Genomic DNA, 23,922 nt, shown 5'->3' on the forward strand with positions numbered 1-23,922 from the left:
GCGCTCCGGTCCGATCCGAACGAAAGGCCCTCAGGTGCTGAAGCACGTGTTCCGCCCCGGCGACATGGGCGGGCTGACTCTCGCCAACCGGATCGTCATGGGTGCCATGCACCTCAACCTGGAGACGCGCGAGGACGGCGGCGCCGCCATGGCCGCCTTCTACGCCGAGCGCGCCCGGGGCGGCGCCGGGCTCATCGTCACCGGAGGCTGCGCGGTGAGCCCGGAAGGCTCCGGCGGGCGGCACTACGCCCGGATCGACGACCCCGCCCGGCACCGGGCCCTCGGGGCCTGGGCGGACGCCGTCCACCACGAGGGCGGGCGCATCGCCCTTCAGCTCTTCCACGCCGGCCGCTACACGTCGGCGGCGGCGACCGGCCGCACCCCGGTCGCGCCGTCGGCGGTGCCGGGCCCCTTCGGGGTGCCGCGGGCACTGGACGAGGACGGCATCGCGCACCTGCTCGACGCGTTCGCGGCGGGCGCGGCGCGCGCCCGCGAGCTGGGCTTCGACGCGGTGGAGGTGATGGCCTCCGAGGGCTATCTGCTCAACCAGTTCCTCTCGCCGCTGACCAATCTGCGCGAGGACCGCTGGGGCGGTGACGCCCGGCGCCGGACGCGGTTCCCGCTCGCGGTGCTGGACGCCGTACGGGCATCGACCGGGCCGGATTTCCCCGTGCTGTTCCGGATCTCCGGCGCCGACCTGATGGAGGGGTCCAGTACTGCGGACGAGGTCCAGCGGTTCGCCCGCCTGCTGGCCCGCGCCGGGGTCGCGGCGCTCAACGTGGGCGTCGGCTGGCACGAGTCCCGGACGCCGACGGTGCAGAGCATCGTGGAGCCGGGCGCCTGGGTCGGCCACGCCACTCGGATCCGCCGGTCGCTGCGGCGGGCCGGACTGTCCACCCCGGTGATCGCCTCCAACCGGATCAACCGGCTGGAGCTCGCGGAGCGGGTCCTGGCCCGCGGGGACGCCGACTTCGTCTCCATGGCCCGTCCGTTCCTGGCCGACCCGGCGATCGTCCGCAAGTCCCGTCTGGTGAACGGCCCGGCACCGAATGTCTGCATCGCCTGCAACGAGGCGTGCATCGACCGCTCGCTCGGCGACGAGCCGGTCTCCTGCCTGGTCAACCCGCGGGCCGGGCGGGAGACCGAGTTCCCGGTGCCCGTGCGTCGGCGCAGTGCCGGGCGTGGCCGTTTCGCGGTGGTCGGCGGCGGCCCTGCCGGGCTGGAGGGCGCTCGGGCGCTGGCCTCGCTCGGCCACCGGGTGGAGCTCTTCGAGGCCGGGGCCGAACTCGGCGGCCAGTTCCGGCTCGCCCGGCTCGTCCCCGGCAAGGCGGACTTCGGCGCCACTGTCGGGTACTTCGCCGGGGAGCTGCGACGGCTCGGGGTGACGGTGCGTCTGAACCACCCCGTCGACGCCTCGGAGGCCAAGTCGCTGCGGCGCTTCGACGGCGTGCTGGTGGCGACGGGGGTGCTTCCGCGGCCGGCCGGTCTGCCGGGCGAGCACCTGCCCCACGTCGTCGACTACCGGCAGGCGTTCGCCCGCCCGGAAGCGCTGGGCGAACGGGTCGTGGTGATCGGCGGCGGCGGCATCGCCGTGGACCTGGCGCATCTGCTGACACCGCTCCGCTCGGTGACGCTGCTGCGCCGCTCGGGCCGGATCGGCGACGGCATGGGCCGCAGCACCCGCTGGGCGGTGCTGGCCGAGCTGAGACGGCACGGCGCCGAGTGGCTGACCGGTGTCCGCTACGAGGCCGTCCTGCCGGGCGGGGTCCTGCTGACCGACATGGACGGGGTGCGGCGGCTGCTGCCCGCCGACTCGGTGGTGATCGCGGCCGGGCAGGTTCCGGCGGACGGCCTGCGTCCGCCGCTGACCGGGCTGGGCATCCCGTTCCGGCTGGTGGGCGGCGCGGCCGACGCCCGCGGCCTGAACGCCGTCCGCGCGGTCGAGCAGGGGCTGCGGGCCGCGTACGAACTCGGGAGCGGAAGAGCCCCGTCCGTGCCCCGCTCGCCGGAGCGGCGGGTTCCGACGCCGGGCCGCTGACACCGCGGCCGGAGGGCGTCCCCGGCCGGGGACGCCCTCCATCGGTTCCGTACGCGTGCTCAGGCCCGGACATCTCTCCCGCCGAGCTGCGCGACGAGCTCCGGGGGCAGTGCGGTCATCACGTCGATGAAGTCCTCGTGCGCGCCCTTCACCGCCGGTGTGGTGCCGTAGCCCAGCGCCTGCAGATTCCACTGGAGGTCCTGCAGCCGTTCGACGTGCGGGCGGCGCACCCGCTCGTAGTCCTCGATCGCCGCCGGGTCGCCGGAGGTGAGGGCCTTGCCGATCGCCCTGGCCGCCGACGCGGCACCCTGCAGCGACTGGTTGAGCCCCTGGCCGCCGAGCGTGTGGAGCCCGTGCACGCTCTCACCGACCAGCAGCACCCGGCCGACCCGCCAGGAGGGAGCCCGCCAGAGCGAGAAACCCAGCCGCATCACCGGCGAGGTACGGCCGCCGACCGTGCCCAGCCACTCGGACAGCTCGGGGTCGACCTCCTTGATCTGTTCGGCCAGCTCGGCCGGACCGCCCTGTTCCAGTTGCTTCTCCTGGTCCCGGTCGGGCGACCAGACAATGGCCGACGAGGGGCCCGGAGTGGGGATGGTGAAGAGGGCGCGCGGAGCCCGGTGGCGTACCAGCAGGACGGATTCGCGCCCCGGTACATCCGGTGCGACCAGCAGCCAGGCCGGCCGGTCGAAGGCCGAGACCTCCAGCCGGACGCCCACCAGGTCGCGCAGCGCGGACTGCCGGCCGTCGGCGGCCACGGCGTAACGGGCCGCGATGCGTCGCCGCGCGGGCACGCCGCCGTCCTGCCCGGCGGCCCGTTCGAAGCCGAGCACGACGCGCTCGTCGTCCTGCTCCACCGAGACGACACCTTCGCCGGTCAGCACGGTGGCACGCGGCTGCGCGCGCAGCTCGGCGAGCAGTGCCTGGACGGTGGTCCCGGTCGGCACGGTGAGACCGTACGGCCGGGCGATCCCGGCGTGGTCGGCGTACCGCCAGCGGGAGAGCATTCCCGTGCTGCCGTGGTCGTCCACGCCCAAGACCTTCCGGCCGGCCGCGGTGAGTTGCTCGTCGATGCCCGAGGCGGCCAGCAGTCCGAGAGTCGGCGGGGCCAGCAGCGGTGAGATCCCCGCCCCGGCGGCCTCGAACTCGGGCTGGGAGAAGACCAGTACGACCGACTGGCCGGCCCTCGCGCACAGCAGCGCGCCGTACAGGGCGGTGGCTCCGCCGCCGACCACGCACACGTCCGTTTCCAGGCCGCTCAGGTCGGGATCTGTTGTCGTCATCGATGGCCTCCGTACAGGCGTCGGCAGATTCGAGAGCATCCTCACAGCAGCCGGCGCCCTGTCGGGAGGCCGACCCGAGGGGGCCTTCCGGAGTCCGCCGCTGCCACCTCCGGGCTACCCGATCGGGCAGCCCGACCGGCGTCGGCGGAATGAACGGGGGGTTACGAAGAGTCACATTCATATGCGGGCATCGCGGGATCTGGAACGTACAGCGGAAGTACAGCGGAGCCGTGTTGCATTGAGAACGCAGCGAGCCGACGAGAGCCGGCCCTGCACGAACACGGGGGGTGTTTCGTTTCCTATGAGCACGTTCGCAGCGGATCTTTTGAAACAATTCGCCCGCGCCGACGTACCGGACGGAGTGGTGGTCCGGCACGGGCGATCCACCGGACGAGTCGCATCCGGCGATCTCGACATCCTCTCTGCCGAGGAGCGCAGAAGAGTCGCGGCCTTTCGCGACCCGCTACGTTCCGTGCACTACGCCACCGCGCACGCCGAGGTGCGACGGTGTCTCGCCGGAATCCTGGGGTGCGACCCGGCGCGGATCCGGTTCGGCCGGCGCCCGTGCGCCGGCTGCGGTCGCGCGGGCCACGGCCGGCCGTACATCAGCAGACCGGGCACGCGCTGGGAGTTCAGCCTCTCCCGGTCCGGCCCGCACTGGGTGTGTGCCGCCGCCGAGGGCGTCCGGGTGGGGGTCGATCTGGAGCGGGTGCGCCCGATGGATGTGTCCTCGCTCACGCCCGCGATCCTGAGCGCGGGCGAACGGCGCCATATCGGCGGAGTTCCGCCGGAATTCCGCGCCGCCGAGTTCATCCGCTGCTGGACCAGGAAGGAAGCGGTCGTCAAGGCCAGCGGAATAGGCATCGAAGCCGAACTCGGGGCGATCGACGTGGACCCCGGGCGGGCCGGCGCAAAAGTGAACCACAGGGTTACGGGATGCGAATTCGACACCTGGTCGGTCACCGATCTGCCCGCCCGAGCCGACCTCATGTCCGCAATTGCCGTCCCAGCCTGCAGTTGATATTCCACACAGGAGGATTTCAAGTGGTGACCCGATCAGACGAGACCGGTCTCCGAATCGCGCTGATCCTGCAGAACGAGGTCCTGAGATACGGGGTCGAGGGAATGCTCCGTCTCCTTCCGGACGTCGCCGACGTCATGTGTTTCAGCACCGGTGAGGAAGCGGTGCGAGCAGGCGTCGAAACCTGCGACCTGGTGGTCATGTCCGCAGCCGAACTCGCGACCACCGAGAACCCGGCCACCTCCGACGGCCTGAGCGAACACCGGGTCCGGCTGCTGCTGCTCGTCGACGGCTCCGACTCGCTCGGAGTGCCCCGGACCACCCACTCCTGCGTCCAGGCCCTGATCGACTGGTCCGGGCTCACGCCACGGGTCTTCGGCGACGCCGTCTCGGACGTCATGGCCGGCAAGTTCTACGTGTCGACGGCGCTCGCCCGGCGGGTGCTGCGGCAGAACGGCCAGCCGGCCACCGAGACGCAGCCCTGGGGAACACCGGGCACCGGGCTGACCCCGCGCGAACTCCAGGTGCTCCGCCTGGTGGCCGAGGGACTGAGCAACAAGCAGGCTGCCCGACGGCTGCAGATCTCCGAGCACGGCGTGAAGCGGCTGGTCGGCAACGTCCTGGCCAAGCTGAACTGTCCCAACCGCACGCTCGCCGTCGTCCGGGCCCTCGAGTACGGCCTGCTGCTGGAGGACCCCGGCCGCGGGACGGGACGGGCGCTGGACGGTCCACAGTCCGCGACACCTGTCGCCTAACCCGTGTAGGCTGGCCAGATGACCAAGCGTGTCGATCCCCGGGTGCAGCGGACCCGCGCCCTGTTGCGGGCCGCCGTCCTGGAGCTCGCCATCGAGCGCGAGCCCGAGTCCATCACCATCGCCCACGTCGCCGAGCGGGCCACCATCAATCGCGCGACGGTCTATCAGCACTACCGCGACCGCGACGAGTTGCTGCTGGACGCGATGGAGAACGAGCTGGCCGGCCTGGTCGGCCTGGTCGCGCGGTGTCCCCTCGTGGTGCTGCCGCACGACATGCCCCCGGCGTTCGTCGACATCCTGCACCACGTCGACGCGAACGCGGTGCTCTACCGCCGGATGCTCGGCCCGTGCGGATCGGCGCGCTTCATCAACCGTCTGCACCAGCTGGTCGCCGAGCAGGTGACGCTCCAGCTGGTCGAGGCCGGGGTCGGCTCGTCCGGCTCCCCGGTCGTCGAGATGCGCGCCCACTGCGCCACCGGGGCCGTCATGGGGCTCGTCACCCACTGGCTGCACGACGCCCCCGTCCACCCCGAGACGGCCGCCGCCGACGCCTGGCAGGCACTCCGTCCGGCAGGCGGCGCGGCCACGCCGTAGCCCGGCGTGCGGCCTCGCGGACACCTTCGGTCCGCGGGGCGGCCCCGGCCCGCCATGCCGCCGTGCCGCAGGACCCGGGATCGGCGGACGGCCGCCCGCATCATGGTTCGGTGATCAGTGTCCTGTTCGCCGTCCTCACCGCGTTCAGCAACGGCGCCGCCTCCGTGCTCCAGCGCCGTGCGGCCCGTACCGTCCCCGACAGCGAGGCGATGCGCCTGTCGCTGATCGGGCATCTGGTGCGCCAGAGGCTGTGGCTCGCGGGGATCGGCCTGGTGATCGTCGCGGCCGTCTGCCAGGCGGTGGCGCTGGCCACCGGGCCGATCGCCGTGGTCCAGCCGATCTTCGTGATCGAGCTGCCCGCCACGCTGCTGATGGCCGCGTTCGTCATGCGCGTCCGCCTGCCCCGGCGGGTCTGGTACGGGGTGGCCGCCGTGACGTGCGGGCTGGCCCTGGGCATGGCGTCCGCGGCCCCCGGCGGCGGCAGCACGAGCGTGCACGGGGTGGCCTGGGTCCCCGCGCTGATCCTGACCGGGCTCTTCGAGGCCGCGCTGATCGCCGCGGCCCTGGGCAGCCGCGGCAACACCCGGGGCGCGCTGCTCGGCCTCGCCGCCGCGTGCGGGTACGCCCTGACGGCCGCGCTGATGAAGGACGCCATGGCACGGCTCGAAGGGGGCGGCGGGGCGGCGGCGCTCCTGACGTCCTGGCAGCTGTACGCCACCGCGGCGGCCGGGGTGGGCGCGCTGTTCCTCCTCCAGAACGCCCTTCAGGCGGGCACGCTGGTCGCCGTCCAGCCGATGCTGACCCTCGGGGACGCGCTGATCAGCGTGGCGTACGGGGTGACGCTGTTCGGCGAGGAGCTGCGCACCGGGTGGTGGGTGCTGCCCGAACTGGTCGCGCTCGCCCTGATCACGGCGGGCTGTGTCGAGCTGGCCCGCTCCCCGCTGGCCTCCGGAAGCCCGGCCCCGCCCTCGGGGAGGGTGAGATGAGCAGGCGCGCGGGTGTTCTGCCCACGGACCGGGGTGGTTGCTCCCGATCGGGTCGCGCCGTCGACCGCTCGGGGCTATTCTCCGGTCTAGCCAGGTGTGGCGTACGGGCAAGGGGCCCGTTTCTTTTCTGGGGGTCGGTGTGGTTTCTGGTCGCGTCGTGCGGTTCGACGGAGCTCGGGGTTACGGCTTCATCTCGCCCGATCACGGGGGCGAGGACGTCTTCCTCCATGTGAACGACATGCTGATCCCCGAGTCCTACGTACACACGGGCACGGCGGTCGAGTTCGAGATCGAGGACGGTGACCGCGGCCTGAAGGCGTCGTCCGTCCGGCTCGCCGAGGGACCCGACGGGAAGCCGCTGACTCCGCCGAGGCCGCTGGGTGTCGCCGCTTCCGGAGGGCCCGACGACGACACCCTGTGCGATGTGCTCAGCGCGGCCGAGTACACCAGGGACGTGACCGACGTACTGCTGGAGTCCGCACCGTCGCTGACGGGCGCCCAGATCCTGCAGATCCGGCGGGGGCTGCTGCAGTTCGCCAAGAACCACGGCTGGACCGAGGGCTGACACCCCCGGGGCGTATCCCGCCGTTCAGCCGCTCGGCTCCCGCACCACCAGCGGGGTGCCGAACACCTGGTGTCCACCGCTGGCCAGCATGCGCACCTCGCCCCGGTCGCTGATCTCCGCGCGCACGATCCCGGTCTCGTCCTCGTAGATCGGGAAGCCGCCCGCCCCCGACTGTTCCGTGCGCCGGACGGTCACCGTGTCGTCCTCCACGGCGGACGCCTGAAATACCAGCTGGTAGCTCTCCGGGTAATCCATGACCGTTCTCCGATAGCGGATGGGGCAGGCATGTTCCGCCCGCATCTTCCATGGTCCCCCCGACCGGTCCGCGGCGCCCGGGCAGCGACCCACGGCTGCGGGCGCCTTCCCCGGCCGCCCACGGCCGGGCGGGCGGGAGACCGTTATCCTGAAGCCATACGGGCGGTTCGACAGCACTCGGGTGCATACCGCATGAACGACCCCCTTTCTCCCGAGTCGTGTGCACGGCATGCACGCCCGGGATCCCCGAAACCGGGAAGGGACAACGCCATGAACGATGCCGACAGGGGAGACGAGGTATACCAGCCCCAGCAGCAGCCGGAGGCCTCGGACCTCACCGAGCAGCTCGACGTCGAGGACACCCTGGACAACCGGGGGCTGACCGACGCACTCGACGAGGGCTACTCCCCGCCCGAGCGGCCGTGGGCAGTGGAGGACCGGGGCACCACCGCCGCCGAACAGCACGACGGCGAGACGCTGGACGGCCGCCTGGCCCGCGAGCTCCCCGAGTCCTCCGACCTGGTCGGCGACGGCCTGGGTGACCTGCCCGGAGGCGACGGCGAGCTATGGGACACGGAGGTCGGCACGGTGCGCGCCGGCCGGCTCACCCGGCAGCTGGACATCGACGAGCCGGACACCATGGCGGGCGAGGACGTCGGGATCGACGGGGCCGGCGCGTCCGCCGAGGAGGCCGCCATGCATGTGGTCTCGGACGGCCGGATCTGAGACGGCGCCTCCCCCTCGCCGTCGCACGGGCCGCGCGGGCCATTACCCCGGAGGTAATCGACGCCCTCACCGCCATCGGACATCGTGTTCCTCACCAGCGCACGAGAGCCCGGACGGAAGCCGGGACACGAGGAGAGGGCACCGCGATGACCGCATACGACGAGGCCGTTCAGCGCTACTTCACCGCCTGGAACGCGGCCACCGCCGAGGAGCTCGCGAAGGCCGTGGCGGCCGCCTTCACCGAGAGCGCCACCTACACCGACCCACTGGCCGATGTGCGCGGCCACGAAGAGCTCGCGGCCACGATCGACGGCGCACATCAGCAGTTCCCCGGCTTCGAGTTCCGGCTCACCGGCACGCCGGACGGCCATCACGACATCGCGCGGTTCGGCTGGGAGCTGGTCTCCACCGCCGACGGCTCGGCGCCCGTCGCCGGCTTCGACGTGATCACCCTCGCCGACGACGGACGCATCACCTCGGTCAGCGGCTTCCTCGACCGGGTGCCCGGCGCCTGAACGTCCGCCGGATGCCCGGGGCGGGCCCCGCACCGCACCACCCGCCTCAGGCCGGCTCGTCGAGGAACTTCCCGCCCTCCAGAAGGGTCTTGAGCGTCGAGAGGATCGCGACCCAGCCGCCGCTGACGCCCTCGAGCATCCTGCTGTCCGGGCTGTCGAACCCGTCATGGGTGAGCGTCAGCTTGATCCCCAGCTCGGGTTCCTCGGCCGGTTCGATGTCGAAGGCGACCTTCGACCGCTCCCGGACGGCCCGCTCCCACTCCTCGTCCGAGGCGAAGTCGAACATCTGGCGGTGCATGGGCTGAAGCGTGTGCCAGGTGTACGAGAGCCGCTTGCCGGGCTCCGCCTCCAGGACCCGCTGGCCGACCTCCTCGAACTCGCCGTCCGGGTCCATCTTCCAGCGGACCGGTGCGCCGGGCTCCCAGGTCGAGTCGGGGCCGTAACCCCCCATGTAGATCTTGATGAGCTCGGGGTCGGTCAGCGCGTGGTAGAGCTTCTCGGTGCTGGTCTGGATGTAGATGGCATAGACGAACTCGGGCTTGTCCATGACGATTCCTTCCCTCACGGGATGTCGGCGAAGTCCCGTCCCGCCGGTGCGGGCGAGGTCCGTGACTGCCCCGGGAGCGCGGCCGGGTGTGCTGTCCGGACAGGCCCCAGTCCGGGGGCGGGCTCCGGCGGACGGTCGGTGAAGAAGCGGGCCGCGAGGTCCGCGACGTCGTCCGGACGCTCCAGGACGACCCAGTGGTCGGACTCCCCGATCGTGACGAACCGGCTGCCCTCGATCGTGGCCGCGAAGGCGCGCTGCCGCTCCGGCGAGGTCACCGTGTCGTGCTCGCCCGCGAAGACCAGGGCCGGTACGCCGGACAGCCCGCCGGAGAAGTCCGGCCGGTGCCCCAGTGCCCGGTGCAGCGACAGCGCGGCGTGCGGGGAGTTGGTGAGGGCGTACAGGAACGAACGCCTCACATAGCGACGCGCCAACTCACCGCGGTGGACCTTGCGTTCGGGGTCCTGGCACATCAGCACCCCGGCGGCCAGTCCGGCCAGCCCCTCCAGGTCGCCGGTCTCCAGCCGGTCGACGGCGCGGCCCCACCGGTCGCGCTGCTCGTCGGTGATGTGGGCGGGCACTCCGCCGAGCATCAGCCGGGCGATCCGGCCCGGGTGCTGCTGTGCGCAGCCGAAGGCGATGGAGGTGCCGTAGGAGAACCCGAAGAGGTTGGCCCTCTCCACGTTCAGATCGTCGATGATCCCGGTGACGGCGGCGTGCAGGACGTCGTCGCCCGCACCGGGCGGGAGCAGGTCCGCGTTGCCCATGCCGGGCAGGTCGGCGGTGACCACGGAGGCGAGCGGCCCCAGGTGGTCGTCCATCTGCGGCCAGCCGTACATCCCCTGGAGCGCGCCGCCGAGGATGATGACCGGCTCGGTGCGCGGCGAGGGCTGTCTCAGGACCCGGTAGCCGTAGCGCAGCCCGTCCACCGACAGGGTCCGGATGATCTCGTCGGCCATGGTGGTTCGCCTGCCTCTTGGTTTCCGGGTCAGGCCCTGGTGAGAACGAGTGCGGCGTTGTGTCCGCCGAAACCGAGCGAGGTCTTGACGGCCGCGTCGAACGTTCCCCGCCGGGCCTCCTTGCTCACCACTTCGACGGGGATCGCGGGGTCGGGGGCGTCGAGGTTCACGGTGGGCGGTACGAGTTGGTTCTCCAGCGCCAGCACGGTCAGTGCGGTCTCGATGCCGCCGGCGGCGCCCAGGGTGTGTCCGGTCATCGCCTTCGTCGAGGTCACGAGGGGGTGATCGCCCAGGACCCGGCGCAGCATCGTCGCCTCGATGAGGTCGTTGGAGACGGTCGAGGTGCCGTGGGCGTTGACATGGCCGATGTCCCCGGCCGCGATCGCGGCGTCCGCGAGCGCCGAGCGCAGCGCCCGCTCGATGCCCAGGCCCTCGGGGTCCGGGGCGACGGCGGAGTGGGCGTCGCTGGAGGCGCCGTAGCCGGCGATGTGCGCGCGAACGGTGGCGCCGCGGGCCAGGGCGTGTTCCGGCCGTTCCAGCACGAGGAGTCCGGCGCCCTCGCCGACGACGAAGCCGTCCCGGTGGGTGTCGAAGGGGCGGCAGGCCGCCTCGGGGTCGTCGCGCCGGGTGGAGACGGCCTTGAGCTGGCAGGCGCTGGCGATCAGCAGCCGGGAGCAGACCGATTCGGCGCCGCCCGCGATGACGATGTCGCAGGCCCCGGTGCGGAGCATCTGGTGGGCGGTGCCGATGGCGACGGTGCCGGAGGAGCAGGCGGTGGAGACGGCCTGGCTCGGGCCGAGGACGCCGAGGTCGGTGGCGACGCTGCTGGCCGCGCCGTTGACGACGGTGAGGGGGGCGAGTTTCGGGGAGACCCGGCGTGCGCCGCGTTCGGTGAGGGTGGTGTGCTGCTCGTCGTAGAACGGCAGTCCGCCGTGGGCGGAGCCGATGACGACGGCGACCCGTCCGCCGTCCCAGACCGCGGGGTCGAGACCGGCGTCGGCGACGGCCTCGCGGGCCGCGATGACGGCGAGTTGGGAGAAGCGGTCCATCAGCCGCGCGGTCGCCACCCCGAGCAGTGCCCGCGGGTCGAGGCCGGTGATGGTGTACATGAAGTCGCAGGGCAGGCCGTGGAGTTCGGGCCGATGCGGCACCGACGGGGCGGTCGACGCCTCGTGGACGGTGCGCCAGGTCGCTTCGGCCCCGGTGCCCGCGGCGGTGACCATGCCGATCCCGGTGACGGCGGCGGCGAACGGCTCGGGGCGGTACGGGCGGCCCGTCACGCGGCTGCCTTGCGGTGCACCACGTCGACGAGCTGCCCGACGGTGTCCCGCGAGGACAGCTGGACGTCGTCCAGATCGACACCCATCCGGTCCTCGATGATCAGCCGCAGTTCCTCCAACGCCAGTGAGTCGAGACGGAGATGACGGAGCGACACCTCCGGGGCGATGGCGAGGGGGTCGGTGCCGAAGTTCGCCACCAGCAAGGTGCTGATCTCTTCTGCCGTGCTCATTGTGGCGCTCCTGCGCTCTCGTACGCGGTGACGCCCTGCCGCGTGAGGTGTGGGTGCCATCGAGGGACGCCGGCCGGCCCGGAAGAACCATTTATACGCCTTCGCGAAGGTCGAGCCGGTCCGCGTTCCCCCGTGCGGTGGGGGGCCGTCCAGGTGTACGAATTCAGCGGTTCACGGCGCCCGGCGGACCTCCCGCCGCCGGTGCCCGGCCCGTAAACTCCGCGATCATGACGATCGACACGACTCACGCGGACGGGCCCGCGCTCTTCCCGACCATGTCCACCATGCGCGCGATGCGCCGCCTGAAGCCGGAACCGGTGCCGGACGAGACGCTGGAGCAGCTCATACAGGCGGCCGTCTGGGGTCCCAGCGGCGGCAACATGCAGTGTTACGAGTACGTCATGGTGACCGACCGCGAGGTGATGGCCCGTCTGGCGCCGCTGTGGAAGCGGTGCGTGGACGCCTATCTGGCGACGACCGGGAAGTACGCCCCGAAGGGCATGGACGACGCGGCGTACGGCCGGATGGTCGCCGCGATCGAGTACCAGCGCGACCACTTCGCCGACACACCGGCGCTGATCGTGCCGTGCTACCGGTTCCCCGAACCGCGCCTGGACGAGGAGGGGCTGCTGGCCTCCGCGCAGGCGCTCGGCCCGGCCGCGACCGAGCACATGATGAGCACCCGGACGCGCTTCCAGGCGCTCGCCGAGGGCTCCTGCGTCTATCCGGGCGTGCAGAACGTCCTTCTCGCCGCGCGGGCCCTGGGGCTCGCGGCGAACATCACCATCTGGCATCTGATGCTGGAGCAGGAGTGGAAGGAAGCCCTCGGCATCCCCGAGGACATGCACACCTATGCCGCCATTCCGGTCGGATGGCCGCAGGGAAACTTCGGCCCGGTGCGGCGCCGCCCGGTGGCGGACGTCATCCACCGCGACCGCTGGTAGCACGGCCCCCTGTCGGTCCTGCCCGGTGACGGCCCGTCCGCCGGCCGGGCAGGCCGCCGGATTCCGCATCAACTCCATTGGAGTGAGCGTCAGTTCGACACACCTGCAAATGATTGTCATGCACTTGGCGGATAGATACGCTGAGCGGGCTTCACGGCCCTCGGCCCACCCCACTCGGGCCCGGGGGCCGTCCCCTTTTTTCCCCTTCCCCCCACCAAGCAGGAGCAGGTATGCCCAGCCGCGCCGCCGCCCACACAAAGGGCCGCGCATCCGTCCTGGCGGCCCTCACCGCCACCGTCCTGACCGTGACCGGCATGCCGGCCTTCGCCGCTCCGGACGACAGCCATCCGATGGAACGGGCGTTCACCCGGGCCGCCGCGGAGTTCGACGTGCCGCGCGATCTGCTCGCCGCCGTCGGCTACGGCGAGACCCGGCTCGACGGCCACTCCGGGCGCCCCAGCCAGGCAGGCGGCTACGGCGTGATGCACCTGGTGAGCAACCCCACGAACCGGACGCTGGAGCAGGCGGCGGCCCTCACCGGCAAGCCGCTCGCCGAACTGCGCACCGACACCGGGGCCAACATCCTGGGCGGCGCGGCGGTGCTGCGCGCCTACGCGGACAAGCTCGGCCTCGACGCCCGAGACCGCGACGACATCGACGCCTGGTATCCGGCCGTCGCCCAGTACGGCGGTGCGCAGGGGGCCGCCGCCGCCCTCTACGCCGACACCGTCTACACCTTCCTGGCCTCCGGGCTCCACACGGTCGTCCCCGGCGGTGAGCGGATCTCGGTGACGAGCCGTCCGGTCGCCCCGCAGAAGGGTGCGCTCGCCGATACCGACGTACGCACGCAGAGCCCCGACTACCCCTCCGCGAAGTGGGTCCCCGCCAACCCGAACAACTTCGCCCCCGGCCGCTCGGCCAAGATCGGCAAGGTGGTCGTCCATGTCACGCAGGGCTCGTACGCGGGCTCGATCAGCTGGTTCCAGAACCCGACCGCACAGGTGAGCGCCCACTACGTGGTGCGCTCCTCGGACGGCGAGATCACCCAGATGGTGCGCGACAAGGACACCGCTTACCACGCGAAGAGCGCCAACGCCTCGGCGCTCGGCATCGAGCACGAGGGGTTCATCGACGACCCGTCCTGGTTCACCGACACGATGTACCGCTCCTCGGCGGCGCTGACCAAGTCGCTGTGCAACCGCTACGGGATCCCGAAGGACCGGGCGCACATCATCGGGCACAGCGAGGCACCGGGCAACGACCACACCGACCCGGGGCCCTACTGGGACTGGAACCGCTACATGGAGCTGATCGGCGGGGGCTCCGGCGGCGGCAACAGCAGCGACGGGCTGAGCTTCACCTCGTACGCGACCCAGCAGAGCGGCTCGACGGGCGCTCAGGTCAAGGCGGTCCAGCAGCTGCTGAACGACCAGGGCTACCCCGCGGGTTCCGTGGACGGCAGCTTCGGCCCGGCGACGAAGACCGCGGTGGCGGCGTACCAGGCGGCGCGCGGGCTGAGCGCCGACGGTGTGGTCGGGCCCAGGACCTGGACCGCGCTGCTGTCGGCCGGGACGACGCCGAGCCTCCAGCAGGGCGCCTCGGGCGACGGCGTGAAACGGCTCCAGCGCTCGCTGACCGCGGCGCTCGGCACGACGGTCGGCATCGACGGCAGCTTCGGCCCGGCGACGGTGACGGCGGTGCACAACTACCAGACGAGCCGGGGGCTGACGGCCGACGGCATCGTGGGGCCGGACACCTGGGCGGCGCTGCAGACGGGCCGCTGACGGGCTTTCCACGCGGGCGGGCGGGGCCGGTGCGGACCGCCCGCCCGCTCGCGGGAGCCATGTCACGTTCAATTAACCTGCCGGAAACCCTTGACGTTTCTCCTGGCGCGTTCTTAACCTCAGTGCGTAGTTCGCATTCCTTGCAGTTCACGTGCTGCGGCGCTTTCCGCAGTGTTTTGACAGGCACAGACATAGACCACCTGTCGGTGGTTTCGTCATGCCTGTTTTTTTGTGCTCCCCGTGCCGCCGATGGGTCTTCCTCGAAGGCGGATTCATGGCACAACGTCCGAGCGTCAAAGGCGTCGGCGACGTCGTTGCGCTCATCGATGGGCTGGGAAAGATCACCGGCCGGGCGCAGGTCATCTGGTTTCTCGTGTTCGGCGGGCTGTTTCTCGACGCCTATTCGAATGCCGCGCTGAGCGCCGGTCTGGGGCCGATGACGACCCAGATGGAGCTCACCAGCACGCAGGTCTCGATCCTCACGGCCACCGCTCCGGCCCTGGCGATCATCTTCAACCCGGTCGGCGGCTGGCTCGCCACCCGGATCGGCCGCGTTCCCCCGCTGCTCATCGCCAAGGTGTTCGCCATCGCGGGCGCCCTGCTGGCCGCCTTCGCCGGTGACTTCACCGTCGTCTGGCTCGGCCGGGTCCTGGTGGGTGTCGCGTACGGCATCGACTTCGCCGTAGCCATGGCGCTGCTGGCCGAGTACACCCCCGCGAAGCTGGGTGGCCGGCTGAACCTGTGGCAGGCCGTCTGGTACGTCGCCACCACCAGCAACCTCGTGCTCGCCCTGGTCTTCTTCAACCTGGACGTCGGCGCGGACATCTGGCGCTGGTCGGTCGGCTCGGCCGCGGTCGTCGCCGCCGTCCTGCTGCTGGGCCAGTGGCTGATGCTGCGGGAGAGCCCCACCTGGCTGGCGAGCAAGGGCCGGCTGGACGAGGCCGTCGTCAACCTGGACCGGATCTACGGCATCGAGGCCGTCGCCGGGAAGCCGGACGAGGCGACCCGTGCCGCCACCGAGGCGCCCGCCATCGGCTTCCGCCAGGCCGGGCTGCTCTTCAAGGGCGAGTACCTGCCGCGCACGGTGCTGTCCTCGGTCATCTCGCTCGGGCAGTCGATGCAGTACTTCGCGGTCGGCTGGTACCTCCCGCTGATCAGCCTCACGATCTTCGGCGAGAGCTTCGAGAAGGCGACGATCGGCTCGATGGTCTTCAACGCCTTCGGTATCGCGGGCGGGCTCCTCTCCGCGTACTTCGGCCGCCGGCTCGGGCTGCGGCTCAGCTCCGCCGCCGGTTTCGCCGGGGTGTTCGTGGCGCTGCTCGCAATGGGGCTGACCTTCGAGAAGGTGCCCACGGCCGTGGCGTTCCTGCTGCCGGTGCTGTTCATCCTCTGCCACTCGGCGGGCCCCGGTGCCAACGGAAAGTCCATCGCCGCGCTCTCGTACAGCAGCGACGTCCGGGCGCTCGGCACCGGTGTCACCGGGATGGTCGGCAGCTTCGGCAGTGTCGTCGGGCTGTACGTGTTCCCGCAGATCAAGGACTCCCTCGGGCTCGCCGACACCTTCCTGGTGCTCTCCGTCGTACCGCTGCTCGGCCTGATCACCTGCCTGGCGATCAAGTGGGACCCGACGAAGGCCGCCTCCCCCGACGAGGCCGCCGGACAGGACCGGACCGCCGCCGCCCGGGCGGGTTCGGCGGAATCAGCGGAGTCCGTGACCGCGCGCTGACCGGCCGCCGGGCCCGTCGCACCACACGATGGTCACCTCCCCTCCCCTCCCTCCGCACAGCTCGCTCGCGATGCTCGTAATGAAAGGGCTGCAATGACGCAGACGCTCCCCGGCGCCGCCGCACGGCGCGGTGTGCTGTCCATCGACGAGGGCACCACGGGCACCCGGGCCGGAGTCGTCCTCGACTCCGGCGCCGCCCACGAGGTGTTCTACCGGTCGATCAAGGTCAGCCATCCGGACGACCTCTCGGTCGAGCAGGACCCGATGGAGATCTGGACCGCCACCGTCGAGGTGGCGCGCCGGGCCGTCGGCCGGGCCCGCGAGGAGGGCATCGCGATCACCGCGGTGGCCCTGTCCACCCAGCGGGCGACCGCGATGCTGTGGGACCGGGTGACCGGGCGGCCGCTGCTGCCCGCGGTGGTGTGGCAGGACCGGCGGCACGCGGCCGAGCTGACCGCGTACGAGGCGCAGTGGGACGCCGCCCTGCTGGCCCGCCAGGGCCGGCCGGTCGGCGCCCGCGCACCGTTCCTCTGGGCCGCCCGGCAGATCGCCGCGCACCCGGAGGTGGCCGCCGCGCACCGCGAGGGCCGGCTGCTCTTCGGCACCGTCGACACCTGGCTGATCTGGCGGCTCACCGGCGGCGCCGTGCACGCCACGACGCCGACGAACGCCGCCTCCACCGGTGGCTACCTGCTGGAGCGGCACGCCTGGGACGAGGAGTGGATCGGTCACCTCGGCTTCCCCCTCGACCTGCTCCCGGAGCTCCGCTCCGACGACGCCGGATTCGGCACGACCGACCCGGCCGCCCTCGGCATCGCCGTCCCGCTGGCCGCCTCCATGGGCGACCAGCACGCCGCACTCGTCGCGCTCGGCGGCCTCGCCGCCGGGCAGGGCATGTGCGTCTACGGGACCGGCGCCTTCGTCGACGCGGCGACCGGCACCACGCCCGCCCTGCCCCGGCCGGACATCTCCGGGGTGCTCGCCCAGCCCGGCCGGCGGCAGGGCGACATCAGCCACTACAGCCTGGAGGCGTACACCTCCACGGCGGGTTCGGCGCTGCGCTGGCTCTGCGACGACCTGGGGCTGTTCGCATCGCCGAAGGAGCTCGGTGAGGAGGCGGGCCGGGTCCCCACCCGGCCGGGCCGCACCCCGCGTTTCGTCCCGGCGCTCGCCGGGGTCCGTACGCCGGTCTGGCACCCGGAGGCCACCGCCTCCCTCACCGGGCTCACCCTCGCCACCACCCGCGCCGACCTGGCCCGCGCCGTGCTCGACGGGATCGCGCACTCGGTGTGCGACCTGATCGACGGGGTCTCCGACACCATGGGCACCCCGTTCACCCGGCTCCGGGTCGGCGGCGGCGTCTCGGGCAGCGACCCGCTGATGCGGATCCAGGCCGATCTGACGGGCCTGCCGCTGGAGCGGGTCTCCGACTCCGCCACCGCCAGCCTGCGGGGCACCGCGTATCTCGCCGGTGTCGCGCAGGGCCTGTGGTCCTCGCTCGAAGAGGTCGTCGAGGCACAGCCGCTCGGCCGGATCTTCGAGCCCTCGATCACGGCGGCCGAACGCACCGCGCAGCGCTCCGCCTGGCGTGACGTGCTCATCGCCCACCTGAACGACCCCGCCCTGCTCCCGCTGCGGGCCCCCGAACCTCACACCCCCCACTGACGGCCCCCGACCGTCACCCGGCGGCCGGTACCGACCACGCGGCCGCCGCACCGAAACACCAGGAGTTGATGTTGTGATCACCATGCCCGCCCGGAAGCCGCGGCGCAGCGCCGCGGCGACCCGCCGAACGCCCCTGCTGCTCGACCGGGCGGCCCTCAAGCGCCGGCTGGCCGACGACACGTACGACGTGCTCGTCATCGGCGGCGGCATCACCGGGGCGTACGCCGTGCTCGACGCGGCCTCGCGCGGGCTGCGCGCGGCGCTGGTCGAGAAGGACGACTTCGCCTCCGGTACGTCGTCGAAGTCCTCGAAGATGGTGCACGGCGGCCTGCGCTACATCGAGCAGGGCAACGTCAACCTGGTCCGCCACTCGCTCCTGGAGCGGCACCGCTTCCGGAAGAACGCCCCGCACCTGGTGCACCGGCTGCCGTTCCTCTTCCCGATCCTGGAGAAGGAGGGCATCTTCGACGCCCGCCTCGCCAAGGGCTTCGAGGGGCTGCTGTGGACGTACGACCTGGTGGGCGGCTGGCGGATCGGGAAGCTGCACCAGCGGCTCACCGTTCCCGAGGTCCTCGCGCAGGCGCCGACGCTGCGCGCGGAGAACCTCAAGGGCGGGCTGATGTACTTCGACGCCCGTACCGACGACGCCCGCCTCGTCCTCACCATCGTGCGGACCGCCGCCGCGCTCGGTGCGACGATCCTCAACGGGGCCAGGGCAGAGGGCCTGCTGATGCAGGCGGGCAAGGTGTCCGGCGCCCGGGTCTCGGCGGACGGCGACACCTTCGACATCCGGGCGCGGGCCGTCGTCAACGCCACCGGCGTATGGACCGACGAGCTCGACGCGAAGGCTGACGACGGCCACAAGCCGCAGGTCAGGCCCGCCAAGGGCGTCCACATCGTGGTGCCGTGGGACAAGGTGCGGATCAACTGCACGGTCACCGTGCCGATCCCCGGCCGGGCCCGCCGCGCGACCTGCACCCGCTGGGGCAACAGCGTCGTCCTCGGCACCACCGACGAGGACTACCAGGGCTCCCCCGACGACGTGCACTGCACCCGCGAGGAGATGGACTTCCTGCTGGAGGGCGCCAACACCGCCTTCGAGGGGAAGCTCACCCCGGACGACGTGGTCGGCTCCATCGGCGGTCTGCGCCCGCTGGTCGGCGGCAAGGAGGGCGCGACCCTCGACATGCGCCGCGACCACCACATCACCGTCGGCCGCACCGGCATGGTGACGGTGACCGGCGGCAAGCTCACCACCAGCCGGCACATGGGCGAACTCGTCATCGACAAGGTGATGACCGTCCTCGGCCGCAAGGGCAGGAGCCGCACCACCGACCTCCCGCTGCTCGGCGGCGCCGGTTACGACGCCGAGGCCGTCGCGGCCTCCGGCGGCATCGCCGCGCACCTCGGCGAGCGCTTCGGCACCGAGGCCCGCTTCGTCGGCGACCTGATCCAGGACGACCCGTCGCTGGCCGAGCCGATCGTCGCGGGACTCCCCTACACCAAGGCGGAGGTCGTGTACGCGGCCCGCGCCGAACTGGCCCGCTCGGTCGACGACGTGCTCTCGCGCCGGATGCGCGCCCGCCTGTTCGCCCGGGACGCGTCCGCCGAGGCCGCCGGGGCCGTGGGAGCGATCCTCGGCCGGGAACTGAACCTCTCGGAGGCCGAGGTGGAGCGTTCGGTCTCCGAGTACCTCGCAGCCGTCCGTCACGAAAAGTCCGTACTCCTCGAAGGGGCAGCAGCATGATCAGCCGTCAGACCATCACCCACCCGTTCAACCGGGGCAACTACACGATCGGCGCCCCCAGCTTCGCCAAGTGGGCGCAGAACACCCCGATCGGGGACGGCGAGGCCGCCCTCCAGGTGAACCCGGTCGAGGTCCCCGAGACCGTGATCGAGGCGCTGCGCGAGGCCGCGCACGCGGTGCACACCGCCCGCGAGGAGGTCGTCACCCGGACCCGTGACTGGTGGGCCGGCTCGATGATCGGCGAGACCGAGGGCCGTCCCGCGACGCCGGACGCCGTGATCGTCGAGGCGGCCGACGCCGACCAGGTCGCGGCCGTGCTGCGGATCTGCCACGAGGCGGGCGTCCCGGTCACCCCGTCGGCCGGCCGCTCCAACGTCACGGGCGCGGCACTGCCCGTCTTCGGCGGCGTCGTCCTGGACGTCTGCGGGCTGAACGAGATCACCGGCTTCGACGCCGAGTCCAACGTCGTGGACGTCCAGGCCGGCATGTTCGGGGACCTCTTCGAGAAGCAGCTCCAGGAGGAGTACGGGGTCACCACCGGCCACTGGCCGTCCGCGTTCGCCGTGTCCACGGTCGGCGGCTGGATCGCCTGCCGCGGCGCCGGTCAGCTCTCCACCCGGTACGGCAAGATCGAGGACATGGTCGTCGGTGTGGACGTCGTGCACGCGGACGGCACGCGTGCCACCTACGGCGACTACGCCCGTGCCGCGGTCGGCCCGGACCTGCGCCAGCTGTTCGTCGGTTCCGAGGGCACCCTCGGCGTCATCGTCTCGGCCCGGCTGCGGGTCCACCCGCTGCCGGAGTACGCGAACGCCGTCGCGTACGGCTTCAAGACCTTCGCCGAGGGCCTGGACGCCTGCCGAAGGATCATGCAGCGCGGTGCGACCCCGGCCGTCCTGCGGCTGTACGACACCCTGGAGTCGGGCACGCACTTCGGCCACCCGGAGACCAACCTCCTGCTCGTCGCCGACGAGGGCGACCCGGCCATCGTCGACGCCTCGATCGCGGTGGCGAAGGAGGTCTGCGAGGCGTACGGCCCCGAGCTGGACAGCAAGGCGGTCTTCGAGCGCTGGCTGGACGAGCGGATGCTGGTCGGCAAGTCCGCCGACGGCTTCAAGCCCGGCCCCGGCTTCGTCGCCGACACCCTGGAGATGGCCGCGTCCTGGACCGACCTCCCGGTGATCTACGACGAGGTGGTCGCCGCGATCCAGTCGGTGCCCGGCACCCTGGCCGCCTCGGCCCACCAGTCCCACGCGTACACCGACGGCGCCTGCGTGTACTTCTCGCTGCGCGGCGACGTGGCTCCCAAGTCGCGCCGCGACTGGTACCGCTCGGTGTGGGACGCCGCCAACGCCGTACTGATCGAGCACGCGGCCGCGCTCAGCCACCACCACGGCTGCGGTCTGCTGCGCGGCCCCTACCTGGAGGAATCCCTCGGGGCGGGCTTCGCGACCTTCGTCGCGGTGAAGAAGGCCCTGGACCCGGCAGGCATTCTCAACCCTGGCAAACTGGGCCTTCCCAGCCGATTCGGTACGTCTCCGCTGAACTGACGCCGGGGCCTCTCGTCCGGATCCGGCCCGATCCGGACGAGAGGCCCCGGGCCGGCAGCAACCACGAACCCCTCCCTCCCCAGGCAGGCCCTTGCCATGACCCCTTCCCCCTCCCGGTCCGGTGCCGCACTCGACCCCCGGCTCACCGCGGCGTTCGCCGAGGTGCCGGTCGTCGCGTCGGTGGTCGGCACCCAGCCGCTGCGCGAGTTCCTGACCGCACCGGCGAAGGTGTGCATCCTCGCGTCGTTCGCGGTGGGGCAGCTGCCCCAGGTCGTGCCGGCGCTGGGCCGGGCGGGGAAGACCGTGTTCGTGAACGTGGACAGCAGCCCCGGTCTGGCTCAGGACCGGGGCGCGCTGGAGTTCATCAGGAACATGGGCGCGCACGGCGTGGTCAGCACCCGGCTCTCCCTCATAGAGAAGGGTCGCCCGCTCGGCCTGCTGACGATGATGAAGGTGTTCGTCACCGACCGGTCCAATCTGCGCCGCTCCACGGACGCGATCTCGCGCGGGGCGCCGGACCTGGTCGAGATCATGCCCGCCCCGATCATCGCCCGGATGAGCGCGCAGGCACAGCGCGCGATGTCCCCGTCGGTGGCCGCGGGCTTCGTGGAGACCCCCGCGGACGTGGCACTCGCGCTGGCCCTCGGCTCGGCCGCGGCCGCCACGTCCGACCCCCGCCTCTGGCACCTGCGCCGGGACCAGCTGCCGCCGGTCCCGCCCGGCGCCCTGAAGAGGCCCGCCCCACCCCAGGAGTAACCCCCATGACATACGTCGTCGTAGCCCGCTACCGCACCAGGGCCGGCGAGGAGGACACCGTCCTCCCCCTGCTCGACGCGATGGCCGCCGCCTCCCGCGAGGAGCCCGGCAACCTCGCCTACCGGGTCCACCAGGGCACCGAGGACCCGCGGGCGATCGTGCTGTACGAGGAGTACGCCTCCGAGGCCGACTTCACCGAGCACTGCGCCACCCCGCACTTCCAGGAGATCGTGCTCGGCAAGGTCGTCCCGCTGCTGGAGAGCCGCGACGTGCTGCGCTGCGCCCCGCGTCCGGAGGTGGCGGCGTGAAGACCCGTGCGGTGGTGCTGCGCGGGACGTCGACGGCCCGCCCGTACTCCGGTACGCGCCCGGTCGAGGTGGAGGAGCTGGAGCTCGGCGCCCCGCGCGAGGGCGAGGTGCTGGTACGGATCGCCGCCGCCTCGCTCTGCCACTCGGACCTCTCGGTGGTCAACGGCGACCGGGTCCGCCCGCTGCCGATGGCGCTGGGCCACGAGGCGGTGGGCGTCGTCCAGGAGACCGGACCGGGCGTCGGCCGGGTCTCCCCCGGCGACCATGTGGCGCTGGTCTTCGTGCCGAGCTGCGGCTTCTGCGGCGACTGCGCGGCGGGCCGCCCTGCCCTGTGCGCACAGGCCGCGGCGGCGAACGGTTCAGGTGCGCTGCTGCACGGCCCGTCGCTGCTGACCGACGCCGCCGGCAACCCGGTCCACCACCAGCTGGGCGTCTCGGCCTTCTCCGAACACGCGGTGCTGGCCCAGGAGTCGGTGGTCCCGATCCCCAAGGACATCCCGTTCACCGTCGCGTCGATGTTCGGCTGTGCGGTCCTGACGGGCGCGGGCGCTGTCATCAACACGGCGGCCCTGCGTCCGGGGCAGTCGACGGTGGTCTACGGCCTGGGCGGGGTGGGCCTCTCCGCGGTGCTGGGAGCCCGCGCGGCGGGGGCGTACCCGATCATCGCGGTCGACCCGGTCCGGGAGAAGCGCGAACTGGCACTCCGGCTGGGTGCGACTCATGCGTACGCCCCCGATGAAGCGCTGCGGCAGATCCGCGAACTGACCTCCGGCGGAGCCGAGTCCGCGGTGGAGGCGGTGGGCAGCCCCAAGGTCATGGCCGAGTGCCTGAGCGCCGTGGCCCGGGGCGGCAAGGTCGTCTCGGTGGGCCTGCCCGCGCCGGACCGGGTGCTTCAGGTCCCGGCGCTGGCGTTCGCGGGCGAGGGCAAGTCGTTGCTGGGCTCGTACATGGGCGACGCGGTGCCGCGCCGCGACATCCCGAGGTTCCTGGACCTGTGGCGGGCGGGCCTGATGCCGGTGGAGCTGATGCACACGGGCACACTGCCGCTGACCGACATCAACGCGGCGCTGGAGGAGCTGGCTTCCGGCCGGGCCATCCGCCAGGTCATCGACACCTCGGGGATGCTGGACGCCTGACGCCTGCCGTGATCCGTGTCCCGGTCGGCGGCGCCCCCTGGTTGCCCGGGGGCGCCGCCGGCCCTCACCTGTCGGACTTCTCGGTCTCCGGCGCGGCCGCGGGCGTGAAGTGCAGGAAGATCTTGCGCCGGCTGATGCGCCATCCTCGCTCTCCGCGCACGATCACATCCTCATAGGTCACGCTTCCGCACTCGCCGTCCGGTCCGGCGCCGATCCCCTTGGAACGGGCATGGACCCGGCCGTCCCCGGCCTCGGTGAGGACGATGTTGGTGACGTGGTGGCCGACGGGCGCGCCCGGCTTGCCCGCCCGCGCCCGCGCCATGTCCCGGAAGGCGGCCAGGCCGTGCACCTCCCCGTGCCCGAGGTTCGAGGTCTCGTAGACGATGTCGTCGGTGAACAGCTCGTCCAGCCGGTCCAGTTCGTCGTTGTCGACCAAGTGCCCGTGCAGGGCGAGCAGTTCGGAGATGTCCAGACGGTCCTCGACACTGAGCGTCATCGCCGGTCCTTTCGTGAGAGCTCTCGCGACGGTGCGGCAGTTATACGGGGGAGTTCCCC

Annotated in this window: 24 protein-coding genes; 17 read left to right on the forward strand and 7 right to left on the reverse strand. The window is 72.1% G+C overall.

The features are described 5' to 3' along the window. Positions 1-34: 34 nt before the first annotated feature. On the forward strand, positions 35-2,038 hold the full coding sequence (locus tag OG842_RS07990) for an oxidoreductase (RefSeq protein WP_266728806.1): 2,004 nt from the start codon (positions 35-37) through the stop codon (positions 2,036-2,038). 59 nt (positions 2,039-2,097) lie between these two features. Here the strand turns inward: OG842_RS07990 and OG842_RS07995 are convergent, their stop codons facing one another. Then, positions 2,098-3,321 carry an FAD-dependent oxidoreductase gene (locus tag OG842_RS07995; RefSeq protein ID WP_266728808.1) on the reverse strand — a complete coding sequence of 408 codons (1,224 nt, stop codon included), beginning with the start codon at positions 3,319-3,321 and terminating at the stop codon, positions 2,098-2,100. A gap of 301 nt (positions 3,322-3,622) precedes the next feature. Here OG842_RS07995 and OG842_RS08000 point away from each other — a divergent pair, with 301 nt between their 5' ends. The 5 genes from OG842_RS08000 to OG842_RS08020 all read left to right on the forward strand — a co-directional run bounded on the left by OG842_RS08000 (position 3,623) and on the right by OG842_RS08020 (position 7,242). After that, entirely contained in the window at positions 3,623-4,342 is a 720-nt protein-coding gene (locus OG842_RS08000; protein ID WP_266728810.1) for a 4'-phosphopantetheinyl transferase family protein, read from the forward strand. A gap of 23 nt (positions 4,343-4,365) precedes the next feature. After that, entirely contained in the window at positions 4,366-5,097 is a 732-nt protein-coding gene (locus tag OG842_RS08005) for a helix-turn-helix transcriptional regulator (RefSeq protein ID WP_266728812.1), read from the forward strand. An 18-nt stretch (positions 5,098-5,115) separates the two neighbouring features. Further along, positions 5,116-5,691: a TetR/AcrR family transcriptional regulator gene (locus tag OG842_RS08010; protein WP_266728813.1), complete on the forward strand. Its 576-nt coding sequence runs from the start codon at positions 5,116-5,118 to the stop codon at positions 5,689-5,691. Positions 5,692-5,801: 110 nt separating this feature from the next. Continuing rightward, positions 5,802-6,677: a DMT family transporter gene (locus OG842_RS08015; RefSeq protein WP_266728814.1), complete on the forward strand. Its 876-nt coding sequence runs from the start codon at positions 5,802-5,804 to the stop codon at positions 6,675-6,677. Positions 6,678-6,816: 139 nt separating this feature from the next. Beyond that, on the forward strand, positions 6,817-7,242 hold the full coding sequence (locus OG842_RS08020) for a cold-shock protein (RefSeq protein ID WP_266728815.1): 426 nt from the start codon (positions 6,817-6,819) through the stop codon (positions 7,240-7,242). 24 nt (positions 7,243-7,266) lie between these two features. Here OG842_RS08020 and OG842_RS08025 read toward each other — a convergent pair whose 3' ends face one another. Further along, positions 7,267-7,497: a DUF6296 family protein gene (locus OG842_RS08025; protein ID WP_266728817.1), complete on the reverse strand. Its 231-nt coding sequence runs from the start codon at positions 7,495-7,497 to the stop codon at positions 7,267-7,269. Between the two features lie 270 nt (positions 7,498-7,767). Here OG842_RS08025 and OG842_RS08030 point away from each other — a divergent pair, with 270 nt between their 5' ends. Together OG842_RS08030 and OG842_RS08035 are read left to right on the forward strand one after the other, a co-directional pair. After that, positions 7,768-8,223, forward strand: a complete 456-nt coding sequence (locus OG842_RS08030; protein WP_266728819.1) for a DUF5709 domain-containing protein — start codon at positions 7,768-7,770, stop codon at positions 8,221-8,223. A 146-nt stretch (positions 8,224-8,369) separates the two neighbouring features. After that, complete coding sequence (locus tag OG842_RS08035) at positions 8,370-8,738, forward strand: nuclear transport factor 2 family protein (protein WP_266728821.1); 369 nt, start codon at positions 8,370-8,372, stop codon at positions 8,736-8,738. Positions 8,739-8,784: 46 nt separating this feature from the next. Here the strand turns inward: OG842_RS08035 and OG842_RS08040 are convergent, their stop codons facing one another. The 4 genes from OG842_RS08040 to OG842_RS08055 are packed head-to-tail and all read right to left on the reverse strand — an operon-like array spanning position 8,785 to position 11,751. After that, positions 8,785-9,285, reverse strand: a complete 501-nt coding sequence (locus OG842_RS08040; protein WP_266728823.1) for an SRPBCC family protein — start codon at positions 9,283-9,285, stop codon at positions 8,785-8,787. Between the two features lie 14 nt (positions 9,286-9,299). Then, entirely contained in the window at positions 9,300-10,241 is a 942-nt protein-coding gene (locus tag OG842_RS08045; protein ID WP_328512147.1) for an alpha/beta fold hydrolase, read from the reverse strand. 29 nt (positions 10,242-10,270) lie between these two features. Continuing rightward, the gene (locus OG842_RS08050) at positions 10,271-11,521 is read right to left on the reverse strand and encodes a beta-ketoacyl-[acyl-carrier-protein] synthase family protein (protein WP_266728827.1); all 1,251 of its coding nucleotides are present in this window, start codon (positions 11,519-11,521) and stop codon (positions 10,271-10,273) included. Continuing rightward, the gene (locus OG842_RS08055) at positions 11,518-11,751 is read right to left on the reverse strand and encodes an acyl carrier protein (protein ID WP_266728829.1); all 234 of its coding nucleotides are present in this window, start codon (positions 11,749-11,751) and stop codon (positions 11,518-11,520) included. The genes OG842_RS08050 and OG842_RS08055 overlap by 4 nt, the downstream gene beginning before the upstream one ends. 227 nt (positions 11,752-11,978) lie before the next feature. Here OG842_RS08055 and OG842_RS08060 point away from each other — a divergent pair, with 227 nt between their 5' ends. The 9 genes from OG842_RS08060 (at position 11,979) to OG842_RS08100 (ending at position 23,367) form a co-directional block, all read left to right on the forward strand. Further along, complete coding sequence (locus tag OG842_RS08060; RefSeq protein WP_266728831.1) at positions 11,979-12,695, forward strand: nitroreductase family protein; 717 nt, start codon at positions 11,979-11,981, stop codon at positions 12,693-12,695. 230 nt (positions 12,696-12,925) lie between these two features. After that, complete coding sequence (locus OG842_RS08065; protein ID WP_266728833.1) at positions 12,926-14,479, forward strand: peptidoglycan-binding protein; 1,554 nt, start codon at positions 12,926-12,928, stop codon at positions 14,477-14,479. 274 nt (positions 14,480-14,753) lie between these two features. Further along, positions 14,754-16,205 carry an MFS transporter gene (locus OG842_RS08070; RefSeq protein WP_266728835.1) on the forward strand — a complete coding sequence of 484 codons (1,452 nt, stop codon included), beginning with the start codon at positions 14,754-14,756 and terminating at the stop codon, positions 16,203-16,205. A 93-nt stretch (positions 16,206-16,298) separates the two neighbouring features. Then, a complete protein-coding gene (locus OG842_RS08075; protein ID WP_266728837.1) occupies positions 16,299-17,870 on the forward strand; it encodes an FGGY family carbohydrate kinase in 1,572 nt (523 codons plus the stop codon). Between the two features lie 73 nt (positions 17,871-17,943). After that, positions 17,944-19,617, forward strand: a complete 1,674-nt coding sequence (locus OG842_RS08080) for a glycerol-3-phosphate dehydrogenase/oxidase (protein WP_266728839.1) — start codon at positions 17,944-17,946, stop codon at positions 19,615-19,617. Further along, entirely contained in the window at positions 19,614-21,167 is a 1,554-nt protein-coding gene (locus tag OG842_RS08085; RefSeq protein WP_328512148.1) for an FAD-binding oxidoreductase, read from the forward strand. The genes OG842_RS08080 and OG842_RS08085 overlap by 4 nt, the downstream gene beginning before the upstream one ends. 96 nt (positions 21,168-21,263) lie before the next feature. Beyond that, positions 21,264-21,923 (forward strand): glycerol-3-phosphate responsive antiterminator, encoded by a 660-nt coding sequence (locus tag OG842_RS08090; protein ID WP_328512149.1) that lies wholly within the window; start codon positions 21,264-21,266, stop codon positions 21,921-21,923. Positions 21,924-21,928: 5 nt separating this feature from the next. Beyond that, the gene (locus tag OG842_RS08095) at positions 21,929-22,231 is read left to right on the forward strand and encodes a putative quinol monooxygenase (RefSeq protein WP_266728845.1); all 303 of its coding nucleotides are present in this window, start codon (positions 21,929-21,931) and stop codon (positions 22,229-22,231) included. Further along, positions 22,228-23,367: a zinc-binding dehydrogenase gene (locus tag OG842_RS08100; protein ID WP_266728847.1), complete on the forward strand. Its 1,140-nt coding sequence runs from the start codon at positions 22,228-22,230 to the stop codon at positions 23,365-23,367. Before OG842_RS08095 ends, OG842_RS08100 begins: the two co-directional genes overlap by 4 nt. A 64-nt stretch (positions 23,368-23,431) precedes the next feature. Here OG842_RS08100 and OG842_RS08105 read toward each other — a convergent pair whose 3' ends face one another. Next, positions 23,432-23,863, reverse strand: coding sequence for a nuclear transport factor 2 family protein (locus OG842_RS08105; protein WP_266728849.1), 432 nt, complete (start codon positions 23,861-23,863; stop codon positions 23,432-23,434). Positions 23,864-23,922 lie beyond the last annotated feature (59 nt).

It is taken from the genome of Streptomyces sp. NBC_00376 (assembly GCF_036077095.1).
Classification (GTDB): domain Bacteria; phylum Actinomycetota; class Actinomycetes; order Streptomycetales; family Streptomycetaceae; genus Streptomyces.